A 23,672-nucleotide genomic window follows, 5' to 3' on the forward strand; every position below is an offset into this window, starting at 1 on the left:
CGTGTCCGTGGATCGAAGAGGCAGATGGAAGAAGTTACGAGGCTGACAGGAACAGCACATTGTAAGTGAACAGGACGATCAGCGCGCCACCCAGCGGGATTGCCGTTCGTTTCACGATATCAATTGGCGAACATCCGGCAACTTCGGATACTGCAATGATAACCCCGGAGACCGGTGACAATGACCGCGCAATACCCGCGGTGAATTGCAGCGGCAGCAAAAGCGATACCGCCCCGGCACTCGAACTGGCGGTAAGTTGCGGTGCCAGATTGGCAAACGAGAAGAATGCCGCATTGCCCGAGCCCGTCAGAATGGCTGTTACCGCGACAAGGATACAGGCAACAAACATCATACCGACCAGACCAAAGCCCGCACTTTCGGCTGTGACAATCATGAAGTCGATGGCACCAATTGCCTTGAGGCCGCCGGCAAAGAATTCCGCACAGATGATCAGCGAAATAATGCCCGAGAACATCGTTCCCATGCCCTTGAAGAAGACCATAAAGCCCTTGAAAACTTCACGAAGGTCATGGCGCAGGCGGATCATTTCACAGAAAAGACCCAGCAGCGCCCCCATGATCATCGCGGTTACCACACTGATTTCGATATGGGCGATGAACAGCTTGCTGAAAATCAGGATCATGGTCAGTGGCAAAATCGGCAGCAATGCATAGAAGCCCGGTGCCGATTGTGCCACCGGTTCCGGATCCATTGTTCCGACCGGCGCGGAATGGCCCGCGACAACAATGTGACCATCGCGGCTGTCGAAATATTTGGCACTGAAATAGGTCAGAACACAGATCGTCGGAATGATGAATACCGCAAGCGGGATCTGATATTGGGTAAAGAAGATTGCAACATCGATATTGGCGGTATTGGCCGCAAGGTTTGCGGTGCCCGAAGCCGGACCAAGATCAAGAACAGATGTGGTGCCAATCATTGCCGCTGCCGCGGCCTTGCTGACGCCAAGGCGCACAAGTGTCGGATACAGCGTTACCAGCAACAGCATGGCAAGCCCGGCTGCACTGGGGATAAAGATATTAAGGACCTGACCAACCGCATAGCCGATTGCCAGAACAAGATAAGGTGCGTGAATGCGCGAAAGCGGCTTGATGCTGATATCGACCATGGCGTTGGTTGCACCGATATGGTCCATATATTTGGCAAAACCGCCAGCTGCCATAATGATCAGGCCAAGCCCGGCCAGCCGGTATGACATGATGCCGTGAATATGTTCAAAGATGTCAAATCCGGTCCAGCCGGTCGGATCGGTTTTGCGGAAAATGACACTTTGTTCAGGGAAAAACAGTGCGGTTGCCGCAAACAGCGTCAAACCTGACAGCAGAAGAACAGTATGCGGCTGATATCTTTTGATTATGAGTGTTGCTGCAATCACCGTGACGGCGATTGCAATTATTAATGCGATCATTGGTTTCCTCCCAGACGTTTCCGCGCACACGTTATGGGCGGAGCAGCCCGGGTGTATATTGCTATAACGCGATAAGTTGATCGCATTTTTGCATAAACTATAACGCAAACCAGCAACAAAAAAGGCAGGTCACATGGACCTGCCTTCGGGTTTGTACCGGTTTGATAATCGGTGGCTGTTGCGTCAGGCCGCCCGGATATCGACCAGGAATTGCTTGATCTGACCAAGAAGCGCCTGCGACTTGTCGCCGAGGCTGTTGGATGCATCAAGAACATCGGTGGATGAATGACGTTCTTCCTCGGCCGATTTGCGCAGGCCAACGACATTGCGGGCGACTTCCTTGGTGCCGGATGCGGCTTCGGAAACGTTTCGGGCAATTTCGCCGGTTGCGGCATCCTGTTCACTGACCGCAGCAGCAATGCCGCCAGCGACTTCGTTCAATTCCTTCATCCGTGCCGAAAGATGTTCGATTGCGCCCAGTGCCCCCTGGGTACTGTCCTGAATGCCGCTGATATGTCCGGCAATGTCTTCGGTTGCACGGGTGGTCTGGTTGGCAAGGTTTTTGACCTCGGCGGCAACCACGGCAAACCCTTTGCCGGCTTCGCCAGCCCGTGCGGCTTCGATGGTAGCATTAAGCGCAAGAAGGTTGGTCTGTTCGGCGATGGACTGGATCAGTTCGACAACCTCGCCGATCCTGTCCGAAGCATTTGCCAGTTCGGCAAAGATCGTGCTGGCATCGTCGGCCTCGTTTGCGCCCGATTGTGCGATATCGGAACTGCGCGCAACCTGAAGGGTGATTTCATCAATCGCGCTTGCAAGTTGCTGGGCTGCCGATGCGACCGTGTCGACATTGGTGGCGGCCTGTTCGGTTGCCGCGGCGACATTGGCCGCCTGGACGGTGGTTTGATCCGATTGCGTGGCCATGCTGGTCGCCGTGCTGCGCAATTGCGCAAGGGCGGCATTGACTGTCGTCAGGTTGCTTTCGACTTCCTGTTCGAACCGGGCAATGCGGTCATTGACGTTTTTGGCACGGGCAAGTTCGGCGGCATTGGCGGCTTCCTGCTGCTGATGCAGGCGATCGGCTTCTTCGCGGTTGGCGCGGAAAACCTCAAGTGCCCGGGCCAGATCACCGATTTCGTCCTTGCGGTCGATGGCATTGTTTTCAACCGACTTGTCACCATTTGCCAGACGCGAAAGCGCATTGGTGATGCTGCGCATCGGTCCGGTCGTGCTGCGTTCAACGGCAAGACCAAGTCCGCCAATAACCACCATCATGGCAATCAGGGTAAAGATATCGACCTGGGCCCGTGACCAGAAGGTTGCCTCGACATCATCGGTATAGACACCGGCTGCAACCACAAGACCCCAATTCTGTGTGCGTTTGGCAAAGGCCAGCTTGGGTTCGTTTTCCTTGCTGCCCGGATGGGGCCAGACATAGCTGACATAGCCGCCATCGGGATTGCGTGCCGCCGTGGCAAGATCGGCAATCGGGGTTGCACCGGTCGGGTCCTTGACCGATGCGGCACTTTTGCCATTCAGGGCAGGGGACATCGGGTGCATGACCATGGTGCCGTCATGATCGGTGACAAAGACATAGTTGTGATTGTCAAAACGCTGTGCCGCAACCAGTTCAAGTGCCTGCTTTTTCGCGTCTTCTTCTGAAAGAAGGCCCGATCTGGCGCGCTTGGCAAATTCGTCAATGATGCTTGCCGACTGATCGACCACATATCGCAGGGTGACCTCGCGGTCATTGAGCATGGTGTTGTACAAGGACAAAAGATTGATCGCGGCCATCGCAGCCAGCGCAATCGCCACCACAATATTGACGCCGCGCAACTTCCACGCGAACGAATAGTCAGAAAGCTTCATATAGCACCCATTTGATAGCGGTGTGGCGCATTTCAGGTGAAATGCCCTGAAAGACAGTGAACAGTTGTGCACTGTTTCGCGCATTCGCGCGCCGGGTGCTCTGATCTATGGCAAACAATTCAAATTATATTTGCCAAGTTCATGATAAATCACATCTTCCCGTTCAAACGGGCCAATCGCGTGGTGATTGCCATTATCCGTGGCGGAATGTCGCGGGCCGGACATGAAAAAAGGCGGACCCGATCAGGTCCGCCTTTTTTGAGTATTTGGGGCCACAGCACCCGGTTGTGCTGGCCCGTCTTGATGATCAGTATTCGTACGGGCTGCCATCCATGTTTTCCATCAGCACTTCGCGCTTGCCGACATGGTTGGCAGCAGACACCACGCCGTTTTCTTCCATCTGTTCGATGATGCGGGCAGCACGGTTATAACCGATCGACAGTTTGCGCTGGATGAAGCTGGTAGATGCCTTCTTCTCGCGAAGGACAATGCCGACCGCCTGATTATAAAGATCATCATCCGAACCGTTCCCGCCGGCACCGGCATTGCCGCCACCCATATAGGCGGCCATCGGATCTTCTTCGGGTTCTTCGGTAACGGTTTCAAGATAGGCCGGATCGCCCTGATCGCGCAGATGCTTGACGATGCTTTCGACTTCTTCATCCGATACAAACGGGCCATGAACACGCTGCAAACGGCCGCCCTGACCCATGTAAAGCATGTCGCCTTGCCCCAGAAGCTGTTCGGCGCCCATTTCACCAAGGATGGTGCGCGAGTCAATTTTCGAGGTCACGGAATAGGAAATACGGGTCGGGAAGTTCGCTTTGATCGTCCCGGTGATCACGTCCACCGACGGGCGCTGTGTCGCCATGATCAGGTGCAGACCCGCCGCACGGGCCATCTGTGCCAGACGCTGGATTGATGCTTCGACATCCTTGCCTGCGACCAGCATCAGATCGGCCATTTCGTCAACGATGATGACGATGAAGGGCAGCGGTTCCATCGGCAGTTCCTGATCTTCAAAGATCGGCTTGCCGGTTTCCGGGTCAAAGCCGGTCTGAACCCGGCGGGTCAGTTGCTCGCCCTTGGCCGCGGCTTCCTTGATGCGTTTGTTGTATCCGGCAATGTTACGCACGCCCACCTGGCTCATGGCGCGATAACGGTCTTCCATTTCGCGCACCGCCCATTTAAGGGCGACGACCGCCTTGTGCGGGTCGGTGACAACCGGGGTCAGAAGATGCGGGATGCCGTCATAGATCGACAGTTCCAGCATTTTCGGGTCAATCATGATAAAGCGGCATTCTTCGGGCTTCAGGCGATAAAGCAATGACAGGATCATTGCGTTCACCCCGACCGATTTACCCGAACCGGTCGTACCGGCAATCAGCAAGTGCGGCATTTTCGCAAGGTCGGCAATCACCGGGGTGCCGCCGATATCCTTGCCCAGGCTCATATTGAGCTTGCCGGTATTCTTGTCAAAGTCGCTCGATGCCAGAATTTCATGCAGATGCACGGTTTCGCGACGCGCATTTGGCAATTCGATACCAATTACGTTGCGGCCCGGCACCACGGCAACACGGGCGGCAATCGCACTCATGGACCGCGCAATATCATCGGCAAGGCCGATCACGCGCGATGATTTCACACCTGCGGCCGGTTCGAGTTCATAAAGGGTCACAACCGGACCCGGGCGGACCTGAACGATTTCACCCTTTACGCCAAAGTCCTGAAGAACGGTTTCAAGCAGACGGGCATTCTGTGCCAGGGCTTCCTGATCAATCTGGGCGGCATCGGCCGGGTCGGGCTCGTGCAGTAGATCAAGCGGCGGGAAGCGATATTCATCCGATCCCAGATCAAAGGATGCCTGACGCTGGGCGGCGGCCTTCTGGCTTGGTTGCAGCTTGGCAGCCGGTGCGGCGACGATATGGACCGGTGGTTCGTTATCGACGCTGTCATCATCAAAATCGTCGTCATCACTGTCATCGGGGGCCAGTTTCGGTTCCGACTTGCGGGTCGAAATGGCCGAACCCAGCTTGGATTTCGATTTATCAAGTGACGGTTCCTGACGTGAGCCGGGGGCGCGTTTGGAAATCGGCTCGTCGTTGCTGCCATGCGGGATGACGGCGCGAATGCCGGCAATCACCTTGCCCGCGGCATAGGACAGAACCCCGCCCAGACGTTCCCAGTCCGACAGGGAATAGGCCATGCAATAGATCGTCAGAACAAAACCAAGGATCATCGATGTCAGCGCAATCAGCGCGCGTGCCCCGGGAACGCCGATCATGGCAAATCCGGATTGAAGCTTTGCCAGCAACAGATCCCCGGCAAATCCGCCAAGGCCCACGGTCAGGGGCCAATGCATGCCTGGCTGGATCGCAGCAGCTGAAATGGCAACCAGCAACAGTGCAAGCGGCAGAACCAGAAACCGCACCCACATCCAGCTGAACGGTTTGACGGCAATCAGGCGCAACCCCCAGCCCAGCATCAGAACCGTCAGAAGGGCCGATGCAAGACCAAGCGTGCGGAGCATCAGATCCGCACCATAGGCCCCGACAATTCCCAGCGGGTTGAAAATCGGTCCGCGGTCTGTGGCGTGGTTAAAGGACGGATCGCCCGGATGGAACCCGATCAGCATGATGAACAGGGCAATGGCAATGAAAACCAGACCAAGGCCGCAAATCCGCAAACCGCTACGCTTCAGCAAAGTCACGAGACTGCCGGGCATAAACGCGGTTCCAAGAGTGTTCGACTGACTGCTCATCTGGGTATCCGTTCTGGTTAAGTCCTGTTTGGGGTGAATGATGGCAAGGGCGCGAAAGGCTTAGCTTTCAAGCGCCCCGGCAATCCGCGTCAGCCCGTCGCGTGTGGTTGCAAGATCATGGACAAGGGCAATGCGGATAAACTGTTTGCCCGGATTGTGGCCATTCTTGTCGGTTATCGAAAGGTAACTGCCCGGGATGACCTTTACCCCGGCTTCCTTCCAGATCTTTTTGGTCGCTGCTTCGTCATCGCCGACATCAAGCCACAGGAAAAATCCCCCGGGCGGGCGGTAAAAGCCAAACCGGTTGCCGAAAACTTCGGCCGCGACATCGATCTTGGCGCGATACAGATCCCGGTTTGCCTCGGCATGGGCATCGTCATTCCACAAATCCACCGATGCGGCCATGATCGGCATCGGAATGGTCGCCGAGCAATAGCTGCGCAAGGCGGTAAAGCGTTTGACGATTTTGGCATCCCCGGCGACAAAACCGGATCGCAGGCCCGGTGCGCTGGATCGTTTCGACAGGCTGTGGAACACAAGGACATTGTCCATGTTTCCGCCCTGTTTCGCACAGATTTCAAGGGCCCCGACCGGGGCTTCGCGGTCATAGATATCGGCGTAGCATTCATCCATCGCCAGAACGAAATCATGCTTGCGCGCCAGATTGATCATGCGTTCGATATAGTCGTCCGATGCGATCGCGCCTTGCGGATTGGCAGGCGAACACAGGAAAAACAGCCGACAGGCATCAAGTGTCGCCTCATCAATCAGATCAAGATCAGGCAGAAAACCGGTCTCAGGACCGGCTGCCAGCGGCACCATTTCCGCGTCATTCAGAACCGCTGCGCCGCAATAGACCTGATAAAACGGGTTGGGCAGCAGCACCTTGGGCTTTTGGCCCGGCTGATCTTGCGGAATGACGGTGGTGGCAATCAGATAAAGGGCTTCACGCGTGCCAGCGACGGGCAAGACATGGTCATCGCGATGGATCATGCCGGTCGGCAGGTTATAGCGGCGATCAAGCCAGTTTTTGATGGCGTCGCGCAATTCGGGTGTGCCGGAACCGGGCGGATATTTGTGCCAAAGCGATGCGTGTTTGACCATCGCCTCGGTGATCATCGCCGGGGGTTCATGTTGCGGTTCGCCAATCGACATCACCAGCGGGGATTGCCCGGGTTCGATCCCGTCAAGCAGGGCCGCCAGTCGCGGAAACGGATAGGCAGGCAATTGATCCAGGCGTTCGTTAAACATGGTCGTCGTCAATCCAGCTTGATCTGTGCCCCGTCACACTGAACGCGGCCGTTATGCAGAATATGGGTAAATTCCCCTGACTTTACCCCTATGCCAAAAGTGCAAAGAAAGATTTAAGAGACCGGCGACAAAGGTGCAAAAAGCCCGGAAAGGCTGGCTTTCCGGGCTTCGAAAAATCTTCTCGGGATGTCGAGGCGGTCTTAGCTTGCCCGCAGGTCATCCTCGGGATAGGCGCCGATTTTATGAATCGAAATATCCGCACCATCAAATTCGTCTTCTTCGGAAAGACGGAACCCGACGGTTTTCTTGATCGCGCCATACACGACAAAGCCGGCAATCGTGGCAAAGGCAACCCCGATCAACGATCCGGCAAGCTGCGCACCAAGCGACACGCCGCCCATGCCGCCAAGGGCCTCAAGACCAAAGATACCGCATGCAATGCCCCCCAGCAGGCCACACATGCCATGCAACGGCCAGACACCCAGAACATCATCGATTTTCCATTTGGCCTGACACTGGTTAAAGCCCCAGACAAACAGAACCCCGGCAAGCCCGCCGGTCACCAATGCCCCGATCGGATGCATGACATCTGACCCGGCGCAAACCGCGACAAGCCCGGCAAGGGCACCGTTATGGACAAAGCCCGGATCGTTGCGCCCGGCAATCAGCGCGGTCAGAATGCCGCCAACCATCGCCATCAGCGAATTCACGGCAACAAGGCCGGTAATACCCGAAACCGATTGTGCGGACATGACGTTAAAGCCGAACCAGCCCACGCACAGAACCCACGATCCCAGTGCCAGGAACGGAATATTGGACGGCGGAATACCGATCAATCCGCCGGTTTTGCTGTAACGGCCGCGCCGAACGCCAAGGCTGATGACAGCCCCAAGTGCGATCCAGCCCCCGACCGCATGCACGACGATTGATCCTGCAAAATCATGGAACGGCGCGCCAAATGTGGCTTCGATCATGTCCTGGAAACCGAAATTGTTGTTCCAGACCATGCCTTCAAACAGCGGATAGCACACACCGACCAGAATGGCCGTCGCAAGAAGCTGCGGATAGAAACGCGCGCGTTCCGCGATGCCACCTGAAATGATGGCCGGGATTGCCGCGGCGAATGTCAGCAGGAAGAAGAATTTGACAAGATCATAACCGCTTGAGGCAAAAACAGGCACGCCGTCGCTGCCTGCATGGCCGCTCAATACAGCAGCACTTGTAAGGAAATCAACACCATAGGCGATGCTGTATCCGACAAAGAAATAGGCGATTGTCGAAACGGCAAAATCGACAATGATCTTAACCAGAGCATTGACCTGGTTCTTTTTTCGCACGGTGCCGACTTCAAGAAAGGCAAAACCGGCATGCATCGCAAGCACCATAATGGCGCCCATCAGGACGAAAAACACGTCCGAGGCAGTCTGGAAGGCCTCCATAAGGCATCCCCCTTTATAGCGTTTCCTCTCGGTCCGGTCTTTTCGGGGCAGCCGGACTCTGGTTCGGAGCTGCCAAGATCAATTTTCGTGCCAGAAATGGTTCGAACCGCCATCAGGCCAGCAGCATCAACGGTCTGGCGTCGAAATCGTCGCTCGGGGTGGGGGATGTGCGACTGCTGTGAAAAACGGGTTTTGCCTTCGCAGTGACCAAATCGCTGCCCAAAAAGGCAGCACTGCATACAAAAAGCCCGCCTGGGATGCATCCCGGGCGGGCCAGTTGGTCTGACAGGCAGGGTATCGGGCGAACCCGATACCCGTCAGGAAATCTGTTTGCTTAGAAGCGCTGGGAACCCTTACCGAATTCCGGGTATGCTTCCAGACCAAGTTCAGCAGCATCCGAACCCATTGCCTCGTCTTCTTCAGACAGGCGGATACCGATGGTGAACTTCAGGATGAGCCAGACGATCGCCGAAGCAACGATGGTGAAGGCACCCATTGCAACGATACCGGTCAGCTGAACACCGAACGATGCACCGTCATTGGTGAACGGAACAGCAAGCGTGCCCCAGATACCGCAAACAAGGTGAACCGAAACCGCACCGACAACATCGTCGATTTTCAGTTTGTCGAGCAGCGGAACCGCGATGACAACCAGAATGCCGCCGATTGCGCCAATGATGATGGCAGAACCGATGGTCGGGGTGTCCGGACCAGCCGTGATCGATACCAGACCAGCCAGCGCACCGTTAAGTGCCATGGTCAGGTCGACCTTTTTGTAAAGGATCTGGGTCAGGATCGCCGCAGCAACCACACCACCGGCAGCAGCCATCGAGGTGTTGCCATAGATGTTGGCAATCGCGATAACGTCAGCAGCCGAACCCATGGCAAGCTGGGAACCACCGTTGAAGCCGAACCAGCCGAGCCACAGAACGAAAGTACCGAGCGTTGCAAGCGGAAGGTTCGAACCCGGCATCGGATGAACCGAACCGTCTTCGCCATATTTGCCTTTACGTGCGCCAAGGATGATCGCACCGGTCAGAGCAGCCCAGCCGCCGACCGAGTGAACGATGGTCGAACCGGCAAAGTCAGCAAAGCCCATTTCCGAGAGCCAGCCGCCACCCCAGGTCCATGCACCGGTAATCGGGTACAGAACGCCGGTCAGAACAACGACAAAGATCATGAACGGCCACAGTTTGATGCGCTCGGCAACAGTACCGGAAACGATCGAAGCTGCGGTTGCAACGAACACCATCTGGAAGAACCAGTCAGAGGTTGCAGAATAACCGCCAGAGAAGTCACCACCCAGAGCCGCTGCATCATCAGCGCTCCAGAGGCTGAGCGAGCCGATCCAGCCCGAAACATCCATATACATCAGGTTGTAGCCGATGAGGTAATACATGATACCTGCAACAGCAAACAGCGCGATGTTCTTGAACAGAATGGTCGAAACGTTCTTGGTGCGAACGAGGCCGGATTCCAGCATTGCAAAACCAGCAGCCATCCACATTACCAGCGCGCCGCTGAACAGGAAGCTGAAGGTGTTGAGAATGTATTGGGTCTCAGCCGAAACGCCCGCGTCCTGAGCAAAGGCCGGAGAAGCGATTGCCAGAAGGGCGGTAGCTGCAACAGCAGCAAGGCCGGTTTTCTTCATGGAAATAGTCATAAATGTCTCCCCTTGTCTCTGGACTTACAGGGCGTCATCGCCGGTTTCACCAGTACGGATACGGACCGCCTGGCTCACATCAAGAACGAAAATCTTACCGTCCCCGATTTTCCCGGTTTGAGCAGTTTTGGTGATGGCTTCGACAACCTGATCGACCAGATTATCCGTGATGGCGACTTCCAGCTTCACCTTCGGCAGGAAGCTGACCATGTATTCAGCACCACGATAAATTTCGGTCTGGCCTTTCTGACGGCCAAAACCTTTAACTTCGGTGACCGTCAGACCCTGAACGCCAAGCGCGCTGAGCGCCTCGCGGACTTCGTCGAGTTTGAACGGCTTAATGACAGCAGTAACAAGTTTCATAATATTGCGACCTCCCGGCATATCCGTTGAGTACCAACGTGGTAATCACGATTTCGCAGTCGCAGTTTCCAAACCAAGAATCGTGCCAGACTCAAAATAAAACTGTTAAACAATTGATTTGTAACGAAAAATTTAAAGATCGTTTGAGTTGAGCCAGAACATTCCAATGGAATTGGTGGATTAAAATATGCACAGAATCTGTTTCTGTTTAAAAAATGTGCATATTTTTTAATCAAAGAAATACAACAGCAAAAACCTGTTGTAGCTCAAGGCGATGGCAGGTCGCGGATTACGCAGATATTGGCGCTTTTTCGGGGATGGGTGGTCTGTGCGGTGGCGGGATTCCGCCATTATTTAATGGGAGCCTGTCACGGATCTGGCTGGTGATCCGGGCGTGGGCAGACCGCCGTAAATATCATCACATGACAATTCCCGGGTCAGAGTGACCGGGGCGGGTTGTGGGGGCGTTCCGGGCGGGGTAAATATGGGCTGTAACCAATTGCGGTTATGAATATTGCGTCAGGTCAACGCCGTCCTGTGATCAAAGGTCGTAAGACAGCGGGATCGACGGAGCCGACTGAAACAGGATATTTCGAGATGCATGATCAACAGGCACTTCATACCGATGTCGTCATTCTGGGCGGTGGTCTGAACGGGGCGGCGATGGCGCTTGCTTTGGCCCACGGGGGCATGAAGTCGGTTGTGATCGATTACGCAGATCCCAAAACGATCCTGAGTGCAAATTACGATGGCCGCACCTGTGCGATCGCGGCGGCGTCCAAATCGGTGCTTGATGTGGTCGGGGCCTGGAAACATATGGCTGACGAGGCCGAGCCGATCCTTGATATCCGGATCGCGGATGGTCAAAGCCCGCTTTTCCTGCATTACGACCATCACGATATTGGTGACGAGCCGCTTGGTTATATTGTTGAAAACCTTGTGACCCGCGGGGCTCTTTATCGTGCAATCGCCAAAAACGATCTGGTGGAAATGATTGCACCGGCCCGTGTTTCTGAAATTGCCCGCGACCAGGGCGGCATGACCATCACCCTTGATGATGGCCGTTCCGTGCGCGCACCACTGGCTGTCGGGGCCGAAGGCCGCAATTCGATGCTGCGCAAATGGGCAGGCATCAAAACCTATCAGTGGAGCTACAAGCAAAGTGCGGTGGTCTGCACGGTCAAGCACAAGCAGCCCCATAATGGTCTGGCGGTCGAGCATTTCCTGCCAGCCGGTCCGTTTGCCATCCTGCCAATGACCGATAACCGCTGTTCGATCGTCTGGACCGAGGGGACTGACCTTGCCAATTATCTGGTCAATCTTGACGAAGAAACCTTTGTTGATGAATTGCATCGTCGTTTCGACGGCTATCTTGGTGATCTGGAAGTTGTCGGGCCGCGCTTCTGTTATCCGCTCGGGCTTCAGCATGCCTATCACTATACCCAGGATCGCATTGCGCTGATCGGGGATGCGGCACATGGCATGCATCCGATTGCCGGTCAGGGCCTGAATATGGGAATCCGCGATGTTGCGGTTCTTGCCGAAATCCTGGTCAATGCGCGCCGTCTGGGCCGTGATATCGGAAGTGCCGATGTGCTGGCCGAATATGAACAATGGCGCCGGTTCGACAATACGGTGATGCTGGCGGTGACCGATCTGACCAACCGGCTGTTTTCCAATGACATTGCCCCGATACGCTGGGCACGCGATATCGGTCTGGCAGTGGTTCAGAAAATCCCGCCGCTTAAAAAGACCTTCATGTCCCATGCCATGGGCTATGCCGGAACACTGCCGAAATTGATGCAGGGCAAGTCGCTTTAACGGTCATTACTGATCAGTGTTCATTTAAAACCATTCAAAACACTGTCGTTTTTAGTCAGTGACTGTTGATATGTGTCAACAAGTCATCAATCAGAAAGGCGCAATGTCCCCTTCGATCTGAACTACGGAAAAAGGGGACAGACAATGTCATTCTTGAAGAAAACGATGGGCGCGACTGCATTGGGTGGCCTGATGGCCGCGGCCCTGCTTAGCGGCAATGTGGCCTATGCACAGACCGCAGAATTCAAACCCAAGCAGGCCGGCGACTTTCTGATTCGTGGCCGTGTACTCGGGGTGGTTCCTGATGAAGACGTCACCAGCAGCAGCCTGGGTGGTGAAGGTGAAATTGACAACGATGTCATTCCCGAGCTTGATTTCTCGTACTTCATTACGGACAACATTGCACTTGAACTGATTGCGGGCACTAGCCAGCACGATGTGACTTGGGATACCGGTTCTAGTAACCTCGATCTCGGAAGTGTGCGTTTGCTGCCGCCGACCTTGACCGCGCAATATCACTTTATGCCGGATAGCCGTTGGAGCCCGTATATTGGTGCCGGTATCAACTACACCTTCTTCTATGACTCGAAGCCGGGACAGTTCAATTCCGTCAAATATGACGATGGATTTGGCTATGCCTTCCAGGCTGGTTTCGACTATGCGATTTCCGGTCCTTGGTCGCTCAACGTCGATGTAAAGAAAATATACCTCAATACCGACGTTTCCGTGAATAACGGTGCGGTCAAAGCAGACGCTGATATTGATCCGTGGCTGTTCGGTATTGGCGTTGGCTATCGCTTCTGATCGGGCTTGATCTTCCGGTGCTGCCGGAAGTCGCCATATGCAAAACGGCTCCGTCCTGCCCGACGGGGCCGTTTTTATGTGCCGGACCAACGTTCTTATGTGTCGGGTCAGTGACGGCCTTTGCCGTGGCCGTTTCGGTGATCAGGGATCGCGCGACAGGCCGCGTGCTTCAAGTGCGGCAAGGTAATCCGCCCACAGCGTATCCTTCTTGTCGTGCAATTCGCGCAGATATTGCCAACTGTAAAGGCCGCTATCATGCAGATCGTCAAAGCTGATGCGCACGGCGTAATTGCCGACCGGGGAAATGTCGATAATGCCGACATGGCGACGGCCCGGGATGATCTTTTTCTCTGACGGGTGGTGGCCCTGCACTTCGGCAGACGGGCTTTCGACCCGTAACAGTTCGGCACTTAGCCGCGTGGTCGCACCATCATCCCAGATGACCTCAAGAATGCGGTCATCGCGCAGATAATTGATCTCGACGGGGGTGAATTCCGGTGTGAAGCCGTCCTGTGACATGATGGCCTGATCTGATCAGTCTTCGATCGGGCGGGCTTCGTCGGGCAACATGATCGGAATGCCGTCACGGATCGGATAGGCCAGACCGGCCTTCGGGCTGATCAGTTCGTTGTTTTCACGATCATATTCAAGCGCCTGCTTGGTTACCGGGCAGACAAGGATTTCAAGCAGTTTCGGGTCTACCGGGCTGTGGGTCGCAGTCATGAATTCGGCCTTTGGGTTCGGGTGCCATCACAAAGAATGGCATGGACAATCAATTGGCGCTGCCATGTACCTGTTTGGGGCCGGCATGGACCGCCATTTCAAGCAGCGTGGTCAGCATATCGCCCCGATCATACAAGGTTGTGCATTCGAGCAAAGCCTGTTTTTCAAGCGGGCTGAGCCGACACCCCATCGAAATGGTCGTAATCAGCATTTCATCGTCGCTGTCGGCCAGTGTATCCCAGCATGATCGCAGGGAATGCTGGGCAAAATAGGCCTCAAGTGCGATGCGCAGCCGGTCGCGATTGATCGGGGTGTCATCGGCCGGGATATCCAGATCGTCTTTCCACGGGGAAAAATCGCCGCGGACCGTGCGATATCCGCCATCGGTACAAGGCAATTCCTCGATCACGTTAAAGCGGCATACGCCGGTCAGCGTGATCAGAAACCGGCCATCGTCGGTTTCGCTGAAGGCGGTAATGCGCCCGGCACATCCGGTCGAAAAGATTTCCGGATGGTCCGGGTCCATGAAATAGTTTTTATGCTGGTCGGGGCGCGGTTGAATCATCCCGAAAATGCGGTCCTGTCCCAATGCGTCGGCCACCATATTCATGTAGCGTGGCTCGAATATATTCAGCGGCAAATGCCCGCGCGGCAGTAAAAGCGCACCACTAAGCGGGAAAACCGGCATGACATCAGGAAGATCCGAAAAGGCCGGATCAAATGGACCGCATATGCTCATGAAAACAGTACCGTCGATAGGGCCCGGCGTCCGGCAACACTGGCAGGATCCATCGGGCCCCAGGCTTCAAAAAACTTCAGGAGCTGTGTGCGTCCTGCATCCTCGTTCCATTGCCGATCGGTGCGAATGATCTTGATCATGGCATCGACGGCGGCATCGCGCTGATTGGCAGCAAAGCACGCCATGCCGTAATCAAACTGTGCCTGCAAATCATCGGGGTTGGCTTCGGCCCGTGCGCGGGCTTCTTCAAGGTCATCCCCAGATACGCCGGTCTCGGCCAGTTCAAGCGCGCTGATGGCTTCGCTGACCGGGCCTTTCAGGCGCAGCTGTTCTGGCATGTCATCGACATACTGGCGCGCTGCTTCAAGTTCTTCCATCGCGACAAGACAACGGATCACGCCACCTGTGGCCTGTTCGTTTTCGCCTTCGCCGTCGCGCTCAAGAACGGCACCGTAAAGGCCATAGGCCGACTGGATGTCATCATTGGCAAGGGCGGCGGCCGCCTGTTCAAGAAGTGCTTCGACCGGGCTTTCGATCGGGCCACCGGCAAGGCGCTCGTAAAAGGCGCGCACTTCGCTTTCGGGCTGACCACCCTGAAAACCGTCAACCGGGCGACCGCCCTTGAAGGCATAGACAGTCGGAACCGACTGGATGCGCAGCTGCATCGCCAGTTCCTGGTTTTCATCAATGTTGATTTTGACGAGCTTTACGCGACCGCCAGCTTCGCGGGTGACTTTTTCAATCACCGGCGTCAGGTTTTTGCACGGACCGCACCACGGTGCCCAGAAATCGACCACCACGGGGACTTCCATGGAAGGCTCGATCACGTCCTGGACAAACGTTTCTACACTGCTGTCCTTGATCAGGTCAGAAGCCTGATTCTGATTGGTGGCGGTCTCAGGCGCATTCGCGTCAAGAATAATCGACATAGTAGGTCACTCGCTAATTCTGAAATTCTAGATGATGCCGCAGTGCCCGAACGACAAGAGGCAGGCATGTGAAATAGGTGTATTACTATAGTTAAATATAAGTATTTATAAGGGTTTGCCTTAGGTGTCCGCCATTCAGTTAGGGGCTGCCGGTTCCGGTTCTGCGTCGAAATCAATGACCAGGGCTTCGTAGCCTAGGGAGTCGATGAATTTCAACAGGTCTTGGGACGAAATTGTCGTGGTGCGGTCATTTCGCAAGGGGTGAAAATTCAAAACATCGCCCCTGGCCAGCTTCGCATCCAGCGCCAGATTGACCTGTCGTTCCCGGTCATTGATCAACGCAAAGGGTGTGACAGAGCCCGGTTTGACCCCCAATGTTTCGATCAGCAATTCCGGTTTGCCAAAAGACAGGCGTGCACAGCCCAACCGTTTGTGCAGGTGGTTCATGCGGATTTCCGTTTCTTCCTCGGCCACGACCAGCCACATCGCCCCTTTCTTGTCTTTGACAAAAAGGTTCTTGGAATGAAGGCCCGGCAGATCCCCGCGCAGCTTTTGCGAATCCTCGACCGTAAAAAGCGGAACATGCTCGTGAGTCGTCGTTTCGATTCCCAATTTTGCCAGCTGATCGAAAAGTACGGTTGATGGATCGCTCATGCTCTTTCCCTTGCGGATGTAGTGCGCGAAGATAGCCAAGTTCGGAACGGGACGCAAATTTGCGTCGGCACGGTCGGATTTCGGCAATTGGACCTCGTAAAGTCAAGGAAAACCGCCAAAATTTGCAATGTTACGATTTCGTGGAAAAAAGGGTTGCAATCGCTCTTTGTTGGGCTATTATCCGCGCCGCTCCACAGGGGCAGGAAACAAACTGATGAATGCGGGCGTAGCTCAGGGGTAGAGCATAACCTTGCCAAGGTTAGGGTCGAGAGTTCGAATCTCTTCGCCCGCTCCATCAGACGGTTTCCACAAGCATCGCTTTCATGATGATGCGGGCGTAGCTCAGGGGTAGAGCATAACCTTGCCAAGGTTAGGGTCGAGAGTTCGAATCTCTTCGCCCGCTCCATGATGAAAGTTCAAAGGCCGTCCTTCGGGGCGGCCTTTTGCTTTTGCGATTGCGTGACGGAGTCACCATCAATCTTGCAGCTTGGGCCGAATTATCGTTTCTTTGCCCTATGCAAAATCAAGCTTCGACCACTTCGCATAATCCAGATCGTATCATCTTCACTGTCGGCTATGCCGGGCATGACCGTGACAGTTTGCTTGCGCTTTTCAAGGCGCAGGGCATCACGGCAGTTGCCGATATCAGGACATTCAAACGATCCAGTTACTGGACGGCTTTTGATGCGGACAGTTTCGGGCCGTTTTTGCGCGAAAACGGCATTGCCTATGTCTTTATGGGCGATGTGATGGGTGGCAAGCCCCAGACTCCCGCGCTGTATCCGGACGGGCAGCTTGATTATGGCCTGATGGCGCAATCGCCTGCTTTCCGGTCGGGGATCGCGCGGCTTGTCAGCGGGGCGGAAAAATATCGTATTTGCCTGATGTGTGCGGAAAAGGACCCGCTTGATTGTCATCGGACCTTGCTGATCGCACCGGCATTGAAGGAAGCCGGGTTTGATTTGCGCCATCTGGTCGAAGGCCGCATCGAAAACCAGGCGGAAACCGAACAGCGGATGCTTCAGATCAATGGCGGGGATGTCCCCGATCTGTTTGCCGCGGCCGAACCCGATCCGGATGCGGATTACAAACTGGCATTGGCCCGGCAGATCAAACGGGTCGCGCCAATGGCCGATGACGCCATCAAGCGCCGCTAGGAAGCTTGGGATATGATGGGGTGGGCAATCGGGGGCCTTGGCGATGCGGGCGGGGCGCCTGATTGCTGATCTAGCCCATGATGTTGTAACCGCCATCAATATGGACGACATCGCCGGTCAGTGACTTTGCCCGGTCACTGACCAGAAAGGCTGCCAGTTCACCGATCTCGTCAATGGTGACAAGGCGTTTTGACGGGGCGCGCTGGGCGGTTTCATCCATAAGATGCTGAAATTCGGCGATGCCCGATGCGGCACGGGTCAAAAGCGGGCCGGGCGATATGGCATGGCACCTGATGCCTTTGGCGCCAAGCTCGGCTGCCATATAGCGAGTCGTGCTTTCAAGTGCGGCCTTTACCGGGCCCATCACCCCGTAATGATCCACAACCCGTTCCGATCCCATATAGGTCACCGTCAAAAGTGTCCCGCCATCGCCCATAAGCGGTTCGGCCCGTTTGGCGAGCCTGGCAAAGGAATGGCACGAGATGTCCATGGCGGCCAAAAATCCGTCGCGCGAGCAATCAACGACCCGCCCGTGCAGGGCATCTGCCGGGGCAAAAGCGATGGAATGCAACAGAAAATCAAGCTTTCCCCATTGTTTTTCGATCTGCGCAAACAACATGTCAGATTGTTGTTCATCTCTGACATCAAGTTTGGTGATGATCGCGGCATCGACCTTTTGGGCAAGGGGGCGAACATGGGGTTCGGCCTTGTCATTGAGGTAGGTGACCGCAAGATCGGCACCTTCGCGTCGGAAAATGCGCGCACACCCCCAGGCAATGGACAGGTCATTGGCAATTCCAACGATTAATCCCTTTTTGCCTTCCAGCATGGCGTGTCTCCGGCAATGTGGTGTGCGGTTGCGAAAGAATCGGCTGTGTGTGGCGGCAGGAAACAGTTTAGGTGATTTTGCGTCGCAGCAAAGAACAAAATTCTGTGACAATACTGCCTAACAGTTAATCAGATGGGTGATGCCTAGCTTGTTGGTTAAATGAATTTTTTTTGTGCAGAAGCATAGTTTTTAGGCAATTGATCGGCTATGTGTAGCCTTGGAAGGATCCTTCGGAATTCCGTGTCATCCAATAGCGGTTTTCCCCCGGTTTCTTTCGGGTTTCGGCCCAAAAATAAAATGTGACATCCGTGGTGTGTGATGCCGGCCGCAAAGGTCGGTGTTTCGGTTCTGGCAAACAGAACTGAGAAAAAGGGAAATTGGACATGAAAGCCCGAAAAGACGACCCGAAACGGGAAGTCATCGACAAAGTTGTCGAACAAATCAAGCAACGCATAAAAGGCAAGACGGCGAAGGATGCAGAAGCATTCGTTCGCCTTTTTTATAAGGATGTTCCGCCTGACGACATGGCGGGTCGATCGGTCGACTCGCTTTATGGCGCGGCGTTGACGCTTTATAAATTCGCGCAAAAGCGCCCGTCCGCCGATGCTGCCAAGATCCGGGTCTATAACCCCGATCTCGAAGAGCACGGCTGGAAATCCGATCACACCGTGATCGAAATCAGCAATACCGACATGCCGTTTCTGGTCGATTCCGTAACATCGGCCCTGCATGAACTTGATCTGACCGTGCATCTTGTCATTCACCCGATCATGCGCATTGCCCGTGATGACAGTGGTGAATTGCTGTCGGTGGCCGGGGTGGACGAGTCAAAAGACCCGCGTGAATCGGTGATGCATGTCGAGATTGACGAACAGACCGATCAGGCCGTTCTGACCAAAATTCACGACCGTCTGGAAAACGCGCTGACCGATGTTGCGCTGGCGGTGCGTGACTGGCAGCCGATGCTTAAAAAGGTCACCGAGGTTCTTGATGAAATCGGTGAAAGCACCGGTGGCGTTGCCGAGGAAGACCGCCAGGAGGTCAAGGATTTCCTTGGCTGGCTGCATAATGATCACTTCACCTTCCTTGGATATCGGGAATACCGCTTCAAAACCGGCGGCAAGAAGGGTGCGGTCGATGTCGAGGTGAAAAACCAGCTGGGCATCCTGTCGCGTGAAGGAACGCATGTTTTTGACGAACTGCGCCAGATCGGCAATCTGTCGCCCGAAGTTCAGGATTTCGTCACCAGCCCCAACCTTCTGATGGTGACCAAGGCCAACAAGCAATCCACCGTTCATCGTCCGGTGCATCTTGATACCATCGTCGTCAAACAGTTCGACGCCAAGGGCAAGGTGGTTGGTCAGCATCTGTTTGTCGGTCTGTTTACGTCGGTCGCCTATAACCTCAGCCCGCGTCTGATCCCGCTTCTGCGCATGAAACTTGCCGAAACGGTCAAACGTGCCGGCTTCCCGCCAGCCAGCCACGATGGCAAGGCGCTGGTCAATATTCTTGAAACTTTCCCGCGCGATGAGCTGTTCCAGGTCGAACTCGATGATCTGTATCATACCTGCATGGGCATCCTGCATTTGCAGGAACGTCAACGCATCGCCCTGTTTGTCCGTCGCGATGCGTTTGAACGGTTTGTATCCTGTCAGCTGTTCTGTCCGCGTGACCGGTTCTCGACCAAGTTGCGCTTCAAGTTCCAGAAAGTCATCGAGGATGCCTTTGATGGCAAGGTAACCGCGCATTACACCCTGATCGGGGACAGCCCGCTTGCGCGTCTGCATTTGCTGGTCAAAACCAATCCGGGTGAGCTGCCGGAATATGACGTTGCAGAAATCGAACGCCAGCTGGTGGAAGTTGCCCGCGACTGGACCGACACATTGCGTCAGGTTCTTGTCCGCGAAATGGGCGAAGAACGTGGTCTGGCGCTGTATCGTCGCTATGGGGAAAGTTTCTCAAGCGACTATCGCGAACGTTTCACCGTCGAAAGTGCGGCCCTTGATATTGAACGCATCGAAGATGTGATCAAGGCCAATGACCTGCGGGTCAACCTGTATCGCCCGATCGAGGCTGCCGAAAACGAACTGCGCTTCAAGATTTACAATCCCGGTGCGCCGGTTCCGCTGTCTGATGTTCTGCCCATGCTTGAAAATATGGGGCTTAAGGTCATCACCGAGAACCCGTTTACCGTAAGCCCGCGCGATGTCGAAACCAATGTGCGGATCCATGATTTCGGTGTGGTTGTCGATGGCGAGTTCAATCTGCATGACGTCCGTGACAAGTTCCAGGAACTGTTCGTGCGCATGTGGCATGGCGAGGTCGAAAATGACGCCTTTAACCGTCTGGTTCTGCTGGGGAATCTGAACTGGCGCGAAGTCGTTATCCTGCGGGCCTATGCCCGCTATACCCGTCAGATGGGCTCGGCCTTCTCGCAGAACTATATGGCGCGTACCCTTGCCAATAACCCGGCCTTGGCATCGGCGATTGTGTCGCTGTTCATTGCCAAGTTCGATCCGGATCGCGATCCGGGGCTGGCGGCCGAAGTCGACGTAATCGAGGCCGATATCATCACCCGTCTTGAAGACGTGATGAACCCGGACGAAGACCGCATTTTGCGCGCCTTCCTCAATCTGGTTCAGTCGACATTGCGCACCAACTTCTTCCAGTATGGTGCGGATGGAAATCCGAAACCGTATCTGTCGGTCAAATTCAATTCCGGCATGATCGAAGATTTGCCCCTGCCGCGTCCGTGGCGGGAAATCTTTGTCTATTCCCCGCGGGTCGAAGCTGTCCATCTGCGCGGTGGGCCGGTTGCCCGTGGCGGCATCCGCTGGTCCGACCGTCAGGAAGATTTCCGCACCGAAATTCTTGGTCTGGTCAAAGCCCAGATGGTCAAGAACGCGGTGATCGTGCCCGTCGGGTCCAAGGGCGGGTTCGTGGTCAAACGTCCGCCTGCGGACGGGTCGCGCGAAGCATTCCTTGAAGAAGGCATTGCCTGCTACAAAACACTGATGAGCGGCATGCTCGATATCACCGACAATATTGTTGGCGGCGAAATCATTCCGCCGGAACGGGTCCGTCGTCTTGATGATGATGATCCCTATCTGGTGGTTGCCGCCGACAAGGGCACGGCGACATTTTCCGATATCGCCAATGGTGTCGCCCGTGACTATGGCTTCTGGCTTGACGATGCCTTTGCATCGGGCGGGTCGCAGGGCTATGACCACAAAAAAATGGGCATCACGGCGCGCGGTGCCTGGGAATCGGTCAAACGCCACTTCCGCGAAATGGGCAAGGATATCCAGACCACGCCATTCACCGTCGCCGGTGTTGGTGACATGTCCGGTGACGTGTTTGGCAATGGCATGTTGTTGTCCGAACAGATCAAACTGGTCGCGGCCTTCAACCACATGCATATCTTTGTCGATCCGGACCCGGATCCGGCAAAAAGCTTTGCCGAACGCAAACGCCTGTTCGATCTGCCGCGTTCAAGCTGGACCGACTATGACAAAAAGGTCCTGTCAAAAGGCGGCGACATCTTTGACCGCAAGGCCAAAACCCTTGATCCGTCCCCCGAAGTCCGCAAGCTTCTGGGTCTTGATGGCGGCAAGGTAACCCCGGCCGACATGATGAAGGCCATTCTGAAGGCCGATGTCGAATTGCTGTGGTTTGGTGGTATCGGGACCTATATCAAGTCCAGTCACGAAACCAATGCCGATGCCGGGGACCGTGCCAATGATGCCATCCGCATCAATGGTCGCGAAGTCCGGGCCAAGGTGGTGGGCGAAGGCGCAAACCTTGGTGCGACCCAGCGTGGCCGTATTGAATATGCCCATGCCGGTGGTCGTCTGAATACCGATGCGATCGACAACGCAGCGGGTGTGAACTGCTCGGATCACGAGGTCAATATCAAGATCCTGCTGGGCGAAGTTGTCTCGGCCGGTGATATGACCGAAAAGCAGCGCAACAAGCTTCTGGTCGAAATGACCGACGAGGTTGGCGATCTGGTTCTGCGCGACAACTATCTGCAAAGTCAGGCCATTTCCAATGCCCATGCGGCAAATTCGGAATTGCTTGATGCGCAGGTGCGCCTGATCCGGATGCTGGAACGCGAAGGTCGTCTGAACCGGGAAATCGAATATCTTCCCGATGATGAAGAACTCGCACGTCGTGCCAATGCGCATGAAGGTCTGACCCGCCCCGAAGTTTCGGTGCTGATGCCCTATGCCAAACTTTGGCTTTATGACGAAGTGCTGGAATCCGATCTTCCTGATGATCCGATCCTGGTCGAAGAACTGGTACGCTATTTCCCGACACCGCTTCGCAAGAAATATGCGGATGCGATTTCGGGCCATCGTCTGAAGCGTGAAATCATTGCCACGGTGGCGACCAACAGTCTGGTCAACCGGGTTGGTGGCACGTTCGTGCATGACATGATGGAAGCAACCGGTCTTTCGGCCGTTGATGTATCACGCGGTTATCTGATCACCCGTGCGGTGTTTGGTCTGCGTGATCTTTGGGCCGGGATCGAGGCCCTTGATAACGTGGTGCTGGCCAAATTGCAGACCAGCATGTTCCGCGACATCAACCGCATGGTCAATGACGTCACCCAATGGTTCCTGCGCAATTGCGAAGACCTGAATGTCGGTGCCAAGATCGAAATGTTCCGTCCGGCAGTATCCAAGGTGATTTCGGCCTTTGATGAAATCGTTCCTGCCGATGCTGCATTCCGGACCGCACTGGAACAGAAAACCCAGTCGCTGACCGCACAGGGCGTTCCGGAAGAACTTGCGCGCCGCATCGCATCGGTTGCCCAGATGGTCGCGATTTGTGATGTGGTCCGGATTGCCGAGGCAACCGGTCGTGACGTCATCGAAGTCGCATCGACCTATTTTGCGGTCGGAACCCGCTTCCAGCTTGGTCTGATGCGGGCCGCAGCAGAATCGATCGAAGCCGAAACCCATTGGCAGAAACTGGCACGTGCAGCAGTGATTGATGACCTGTTTGGTCATCAGCGCGAACTGACCCGTGCTGTTCTGGCTGAAGGCAAAAAAGGCAGCTCGGGTAGCGAGCTTGTGGATAAATGGGTTGCTGCCCATCAGCGTGGTTGTGCGCGCTGTGACGAACTGATCAACGAGTTGCGCGCCGCAGGCCAGATCGATCTGTCGATGATCACGGTGGCAAACCGCCAGATGCGGGCGTTGATCGGGGCCTGACCCGGATCGGCATCAAACATCT

At 55.2% G+C, this 23,672-nt stretch carries 17 protein-coding genes and 2 tRNA genes; 6 read left to right on the forward strand and 13 right to left on the reverse strand.

What is annotated here, in order from left to right; genetic code table 11:
* Window positions 1-34: 34 nt before the first annotated feature.
* From dcuC to SIB88_RS03095, 7 genes are all read right to left on the reverse strand, one after another.
* Entirely contained in the window at window positions 35-1,429 is a 1,395-nt protein-coding gene (dcuC, locus tag SIB88_RS03065; protein WP_412559304.1) for a C4-dicarboxylate transporter DcuC, read from the reverse strand.
* Window positions 1,430-1,612: 183 nt separating this feature from the next.
* The gene (locus tag SIB88_RS03070; RefSeq protein WP_412559305.1) at window positions 1,613-3,298 is read right to left on the reverse strand and encodes a methyl-accepting chemotaxis protein; all 1,686 of its coding nucleotides are present in this window, start codon (window positions 3,296-3,298) and stop codon (window positions 1,613-1,615) included.
* A 307-nt stretch (window positions 3,299-3,605) separates the two neighbouring features.
* Window positions 3,606-6,059 carry a DNA translocase FtsK gene (locus SIB88_RS03075; protein ID WP_101246494.1) on the reverse strand — a complete coding sequence of 818 codons (2,454 nt, stop codon included), beginning with the start codon at window positions 6,057-6,059 and terminating at the stop codon, window positions 3,606-3,608.
* Between the two features lie 60 nt (window positions 6,060-6,119).
* Entirely contained in the window at window positions 6,120-7,310 is a 1,191-nt protein-coding gene (locus SIB88_RS03080; protein ID WP_288349109.1) for an aminotransferase class I/II-fold pyridoxal phosphate-dependent enzyme, read from the reverse strand.
* A gap of 200 nt (window positions 7,311-7,510) precedes the next feature.
* Window positions 7,511-8,749, reverse strand: a complete 1,239-nt coding sequence (locus tag SIB88_RS03085) for an ammonium transporter (RefSeq protein WP_228194741.1) — start codon at window positions 8,747-8,749, stop codon at window positions 7,511-7,513.
* 334 nt (window positions 8,750-9,083) lie between these two features.
* Window positions 9,084-10,412, reverse strand: a complete 1,329-nt coding sequence (gene amt, locus SIB88_RS03090) for an ammonium transporter (RefSeq protein ID WP_101246491.1) — start codon at window positions 10,410-10,412, stop codon at window positions 9,084-9,086.
* A gap of 24 nt (window positions 10,413-10,436) precedes the next feature.
* The gene (locus SIB88_RS03095) at window positions 10,437-10,775 is read right to left on the reverse strand and encodes a P-II family nitrogen regulator (protein ID WP_007088725.1); all 339 of its coding nucleotides are present in this window, start codon (window positions 10,773-10,775) and stop codon (window positions 10,437-10,439) included.
* A gap of 597 nt (window positions 10,776-11,372) precedes the next feature.
* Between SIB88_RS03095 and ubiH the strand changes: the two genes are divergently transcribed.
* The gene (gene ubiH, locus SIB88_RS03100) at window positions 11,373-12,596 is read left to right on the forward strand and encodes a 2-octaprenyl-6-methoxyphenyl hydroxylase (protein ID WP_101246490.1); all 1,224 of its coding nucleotides are present in this window, start codon (window positions 11,373-11,375) and stop codon (window positions 12,594-12,596) included.
* 144 nt (window positions 12,597-12,740) lie between these two features.
* Window positions 12,741-13,400, forward strand: a complete 660-nt coding sequence (locus SIB88_RS03105) for an OmpW/AlkL family protein (RefSeq protein ID WP_206926612.1) — start codon at window positions 12,741-12,743, stop codon at window positions 13,398-13,400.
* A 141-nt stretch (window positions 13,401-13,541) separates the two neighbouring features.
* Here the strand turns inward: SIB88_RS03105 and SIB88_RS03110 are convergent, their stop codons facing one another.
* From SIB88_RS03110 to SIB88_RS03130, 5 genes are all read right to left on the reverse strand, one after another.
* Window positions 13,542-13,919: a gamma-butyrobetaine hydroxylase-like domain-containing protein gene (locus SIB88_RS03110; RefSeq protein WP_228194740.1), complete on the reverse strand. Its 378-nt coding sequence runs from the start codon at window positions 13,917-13,919 to the stop codon at window positions 13,542-13,544.
* Between the two features lie 15 nt (window positions 13,920-13,934).
* On the reverse strand, window positions 13,935-14,123 hold the full coding sequence (locus tag SIB88_RS03115; protein WP_101246487.1) for a Trm112 family protein: 189 nt from the start codon (window positions 14,121-14,123) through the stop codon (window positions 13,935-13,937).
* A 49-nt stretch (window positions 14,124-14,172) separates the two neighbouring features.
* Window positions 14,173-14,862 (reverse strand): LON peptidase substrate-binding domain-containing protein, encoded by a 690-nt coding sequence (locus tag SIB88_RS03120; protein ID WP_101246486.1) that lies wholly within the window; start codon window positions 14,860-14,862, stop codon window positions 14,173-14,175.
* Window positions 14,859-15,791 carry a thioredoxin gene (gene trxA, locus SIB88_RS03125; RefSeq protein ID WP_412559306.1) on the reverse strand — a complete coding sequence of 311 codons (933 nt, stop codon included), beginning with the start codon at window positions 15,789-15,791 and terminating at the stop codon, window positions 14,859-14,861. Before trxA ends, SIB88_RS03120 begins: the two co-directional genes overlap by 4 nt.
* A gap of 135 nt (window positions 15,792-15,926) precedes the next feature.
* The gene (locus tag SIB88_RS03130; RefSeq protein WP_228194738.1) at window positions 15,927-16,532 is read right to left on the reverse strand and encodes a prolyl-tRNA synthetase associated domain-containing protein; all 606 of its coding nucleotides are present in this window, start codon (window positions 16,530-16,532) and stop codon (window positions 15,927-15,929) included.
* A gap of 133 nt (window positions 16,533-16,665) precedes the next feature.
* Between SIB88_RS03130 and SIB88_RS03135 the strand changes: the two genes are divergently transcribed.
* The 3 genes from SIB88_RS03135 (at window position 16,666) to SIB88_RS03145 (ending at window position 17,602) form a co-directional block, all read left to right on the forward strand.
* Window positions 16,666-16,740 (forward strand) — tRNA-Gly (locus tag SIB88_RS03135).
* Window positions 16,741-16,776: 36 nt separating this feature from the next.
* Window positions 16,777-16,851, forward strand: a tRNA-Gly gene (locus tag SIB88_RS03140).
* 109 nt (window positions 16,852-16,960) lie between these two features.
* Entirely contained in the window at window positions 16,961-17,602 is a 642-nt protein-coding gene (locus tag SIB88_RS03145) for a DUF488 family protein (protein ID WP_412559307.1), read from the forward strand.
* A 70-nt stretch (window positions 17,603-17,672) separates the two neighbouring features.
* On the opposite strand, the gene fabI is transcribed toward SIB88_RS03145, so the two are convergent.
* Complete coding sequence (gene fabI / locus SIB88_RS03150; protein WP_114111985.1) at window positions 17,673-18,431, reverse strand: enoyl-ACP reductase FabI; 759 nt, start codon at window positions 18,429-18,431, stop codon at window positions 17,673-17,675.
* A gap of 383 nt (window positions 18,432-18,814) precedes the next feature.
* On the opposite strand from fabI, the gene SIB88_RS03155 reads away from it, so the two are divergent.
* Window positions 18,815-23,650: an NAD-glutamate dehydrogenase gene (locus SIB88_RS03155; RefSeq protein ID WP_101248244.1), complete on the forward strand. Its 4,836-nt coding sequence runs from the start codon at window positions 18,815-18,817 to the stop codon at window positions 23,648-23,650.
* Window positions 23,651-23,672 lie beyond the last annotated feature (22 nt).

The sequence above is a fragment of the Thalassospira sp. MIT121401 genome, assembly GCF_047125595.1.
GTDB classification, from domain to species: Bacteria; Pseudomonadota; Alphaproteobacteria; order Rhodospirillales; family Thalassospiraceae; genus Thalassospira; species Thalassospira povalilytica.

Bases quoted from the DNA above. Each gene is read 5' to 3' on its own strand.
- dcuC (WP_412559304.1), bottom strand. From the start codon at position 1,429: ATGATCGCATTAATAATTGCAATCGCCGTCACGGTGATTGCAGCAACA.
- SIB88_RS03070 (WP_412559305.1), bottom strand. From the start codon at position 3,298: ATGAAGCTTTCTGACTATTCGTTCGCGTGGAAGTTGCGCGGCGTCAAT.
- SIB88_RS03075 (WP_101246494.1), bottom strand. From the start codon at position 6,059: ATGAGCAGTCAGTCGAACACTCTTGGAACCGCGTTTATGCCCGGCAGT.
- SIB88_RS03080 (WP_288349109.1), bottom strand. From the start codon at position 7,310: ATGTTTAACGAACGCCTGGATCAATTGCCTGCCTATCCGTTTCCGCGA.
- SIB88_RS03085 (WP_228194741.1), bottom strand. From the start codon at position 8,749: ATGGAGGCCTTCCAGACTGCCTCGGACGTGTTTTTCGTCCTGATGGGC.
- amt (WP_101246491.1), bottom strand. From the start codon at position 10,412: ATGACTATTTCCATGAAGAAAACCGGCCTTGCTGCTGTTGCAGCTACC.
- SIB88_RS03095 (WP_007088725.1), bottom strand. From the start codon at position 10,775: ATGAAACTTGTTACTGCTGTCATTAAGCCGTTCAAACTCGACGAAGTC.
- ubiH (WP_101246490.1), top strand. From the start codon at position 11,373: ATGCATGATCAACAGGCACTTCATACCGATGTCGTCATTCTGGGCGGT.
- SIB88_RS03105 (WP_206926612.1), top strand. From the start codon at position 12,741: ATGTCATTCTTGAAGAAAACGATGGGCGCGACTGCATTGGGTGGCCTG.
- SIB88_RS03110 (WP_228194740.1), bottom strand. From the start codon at position 13,919: ATGTCACAGGACGGCTTCACACCGGAATTCACCCCCGTCGAGATCAAT.
- SIB88_RS03115 (WP_101246487.1), bottom strand. From the start codon at position 14,123: ATGACTGCGACCCACAGCCCGGTAGACCCGAAACTGCTTGAAATCCTT.
- SIB88_RS03120 (WP_101246486.1), bottom strand. From the start codon at position 14,862: ATGAGCATATGCGGTCCATTTGATCCGGCCTTTTCGGATCTTCCTGAT.
- trxA (WP_412559306.1), bottom strand. From the start codon at position 15,791: ATGTCGATTATTCTTGACGCGAATGCGCCTGAGACCGCCACCAATCAG.
- SIB88_RS03145 (WP_412559307.1), top strand. From the start codon at position 16,961: ATGCAAAATCAAGCTTCGACCACTTCGCATAATCCAGATCGTATCATC.
- fabI (WP_114111985.1), bottom strand. From the start codon at position 18,431: ATGCTGGAAGGCAAAAAGGGATTAATCGTTGGAATTGCCAATGACCTG.
- SIB88_RS03155 (WP_101248244.1), top strand. From the start codon at position 18,815: ATGAAAGCCCGAAAAGACGACCCGAAACGGGAAGTCATCGACAAAGTT.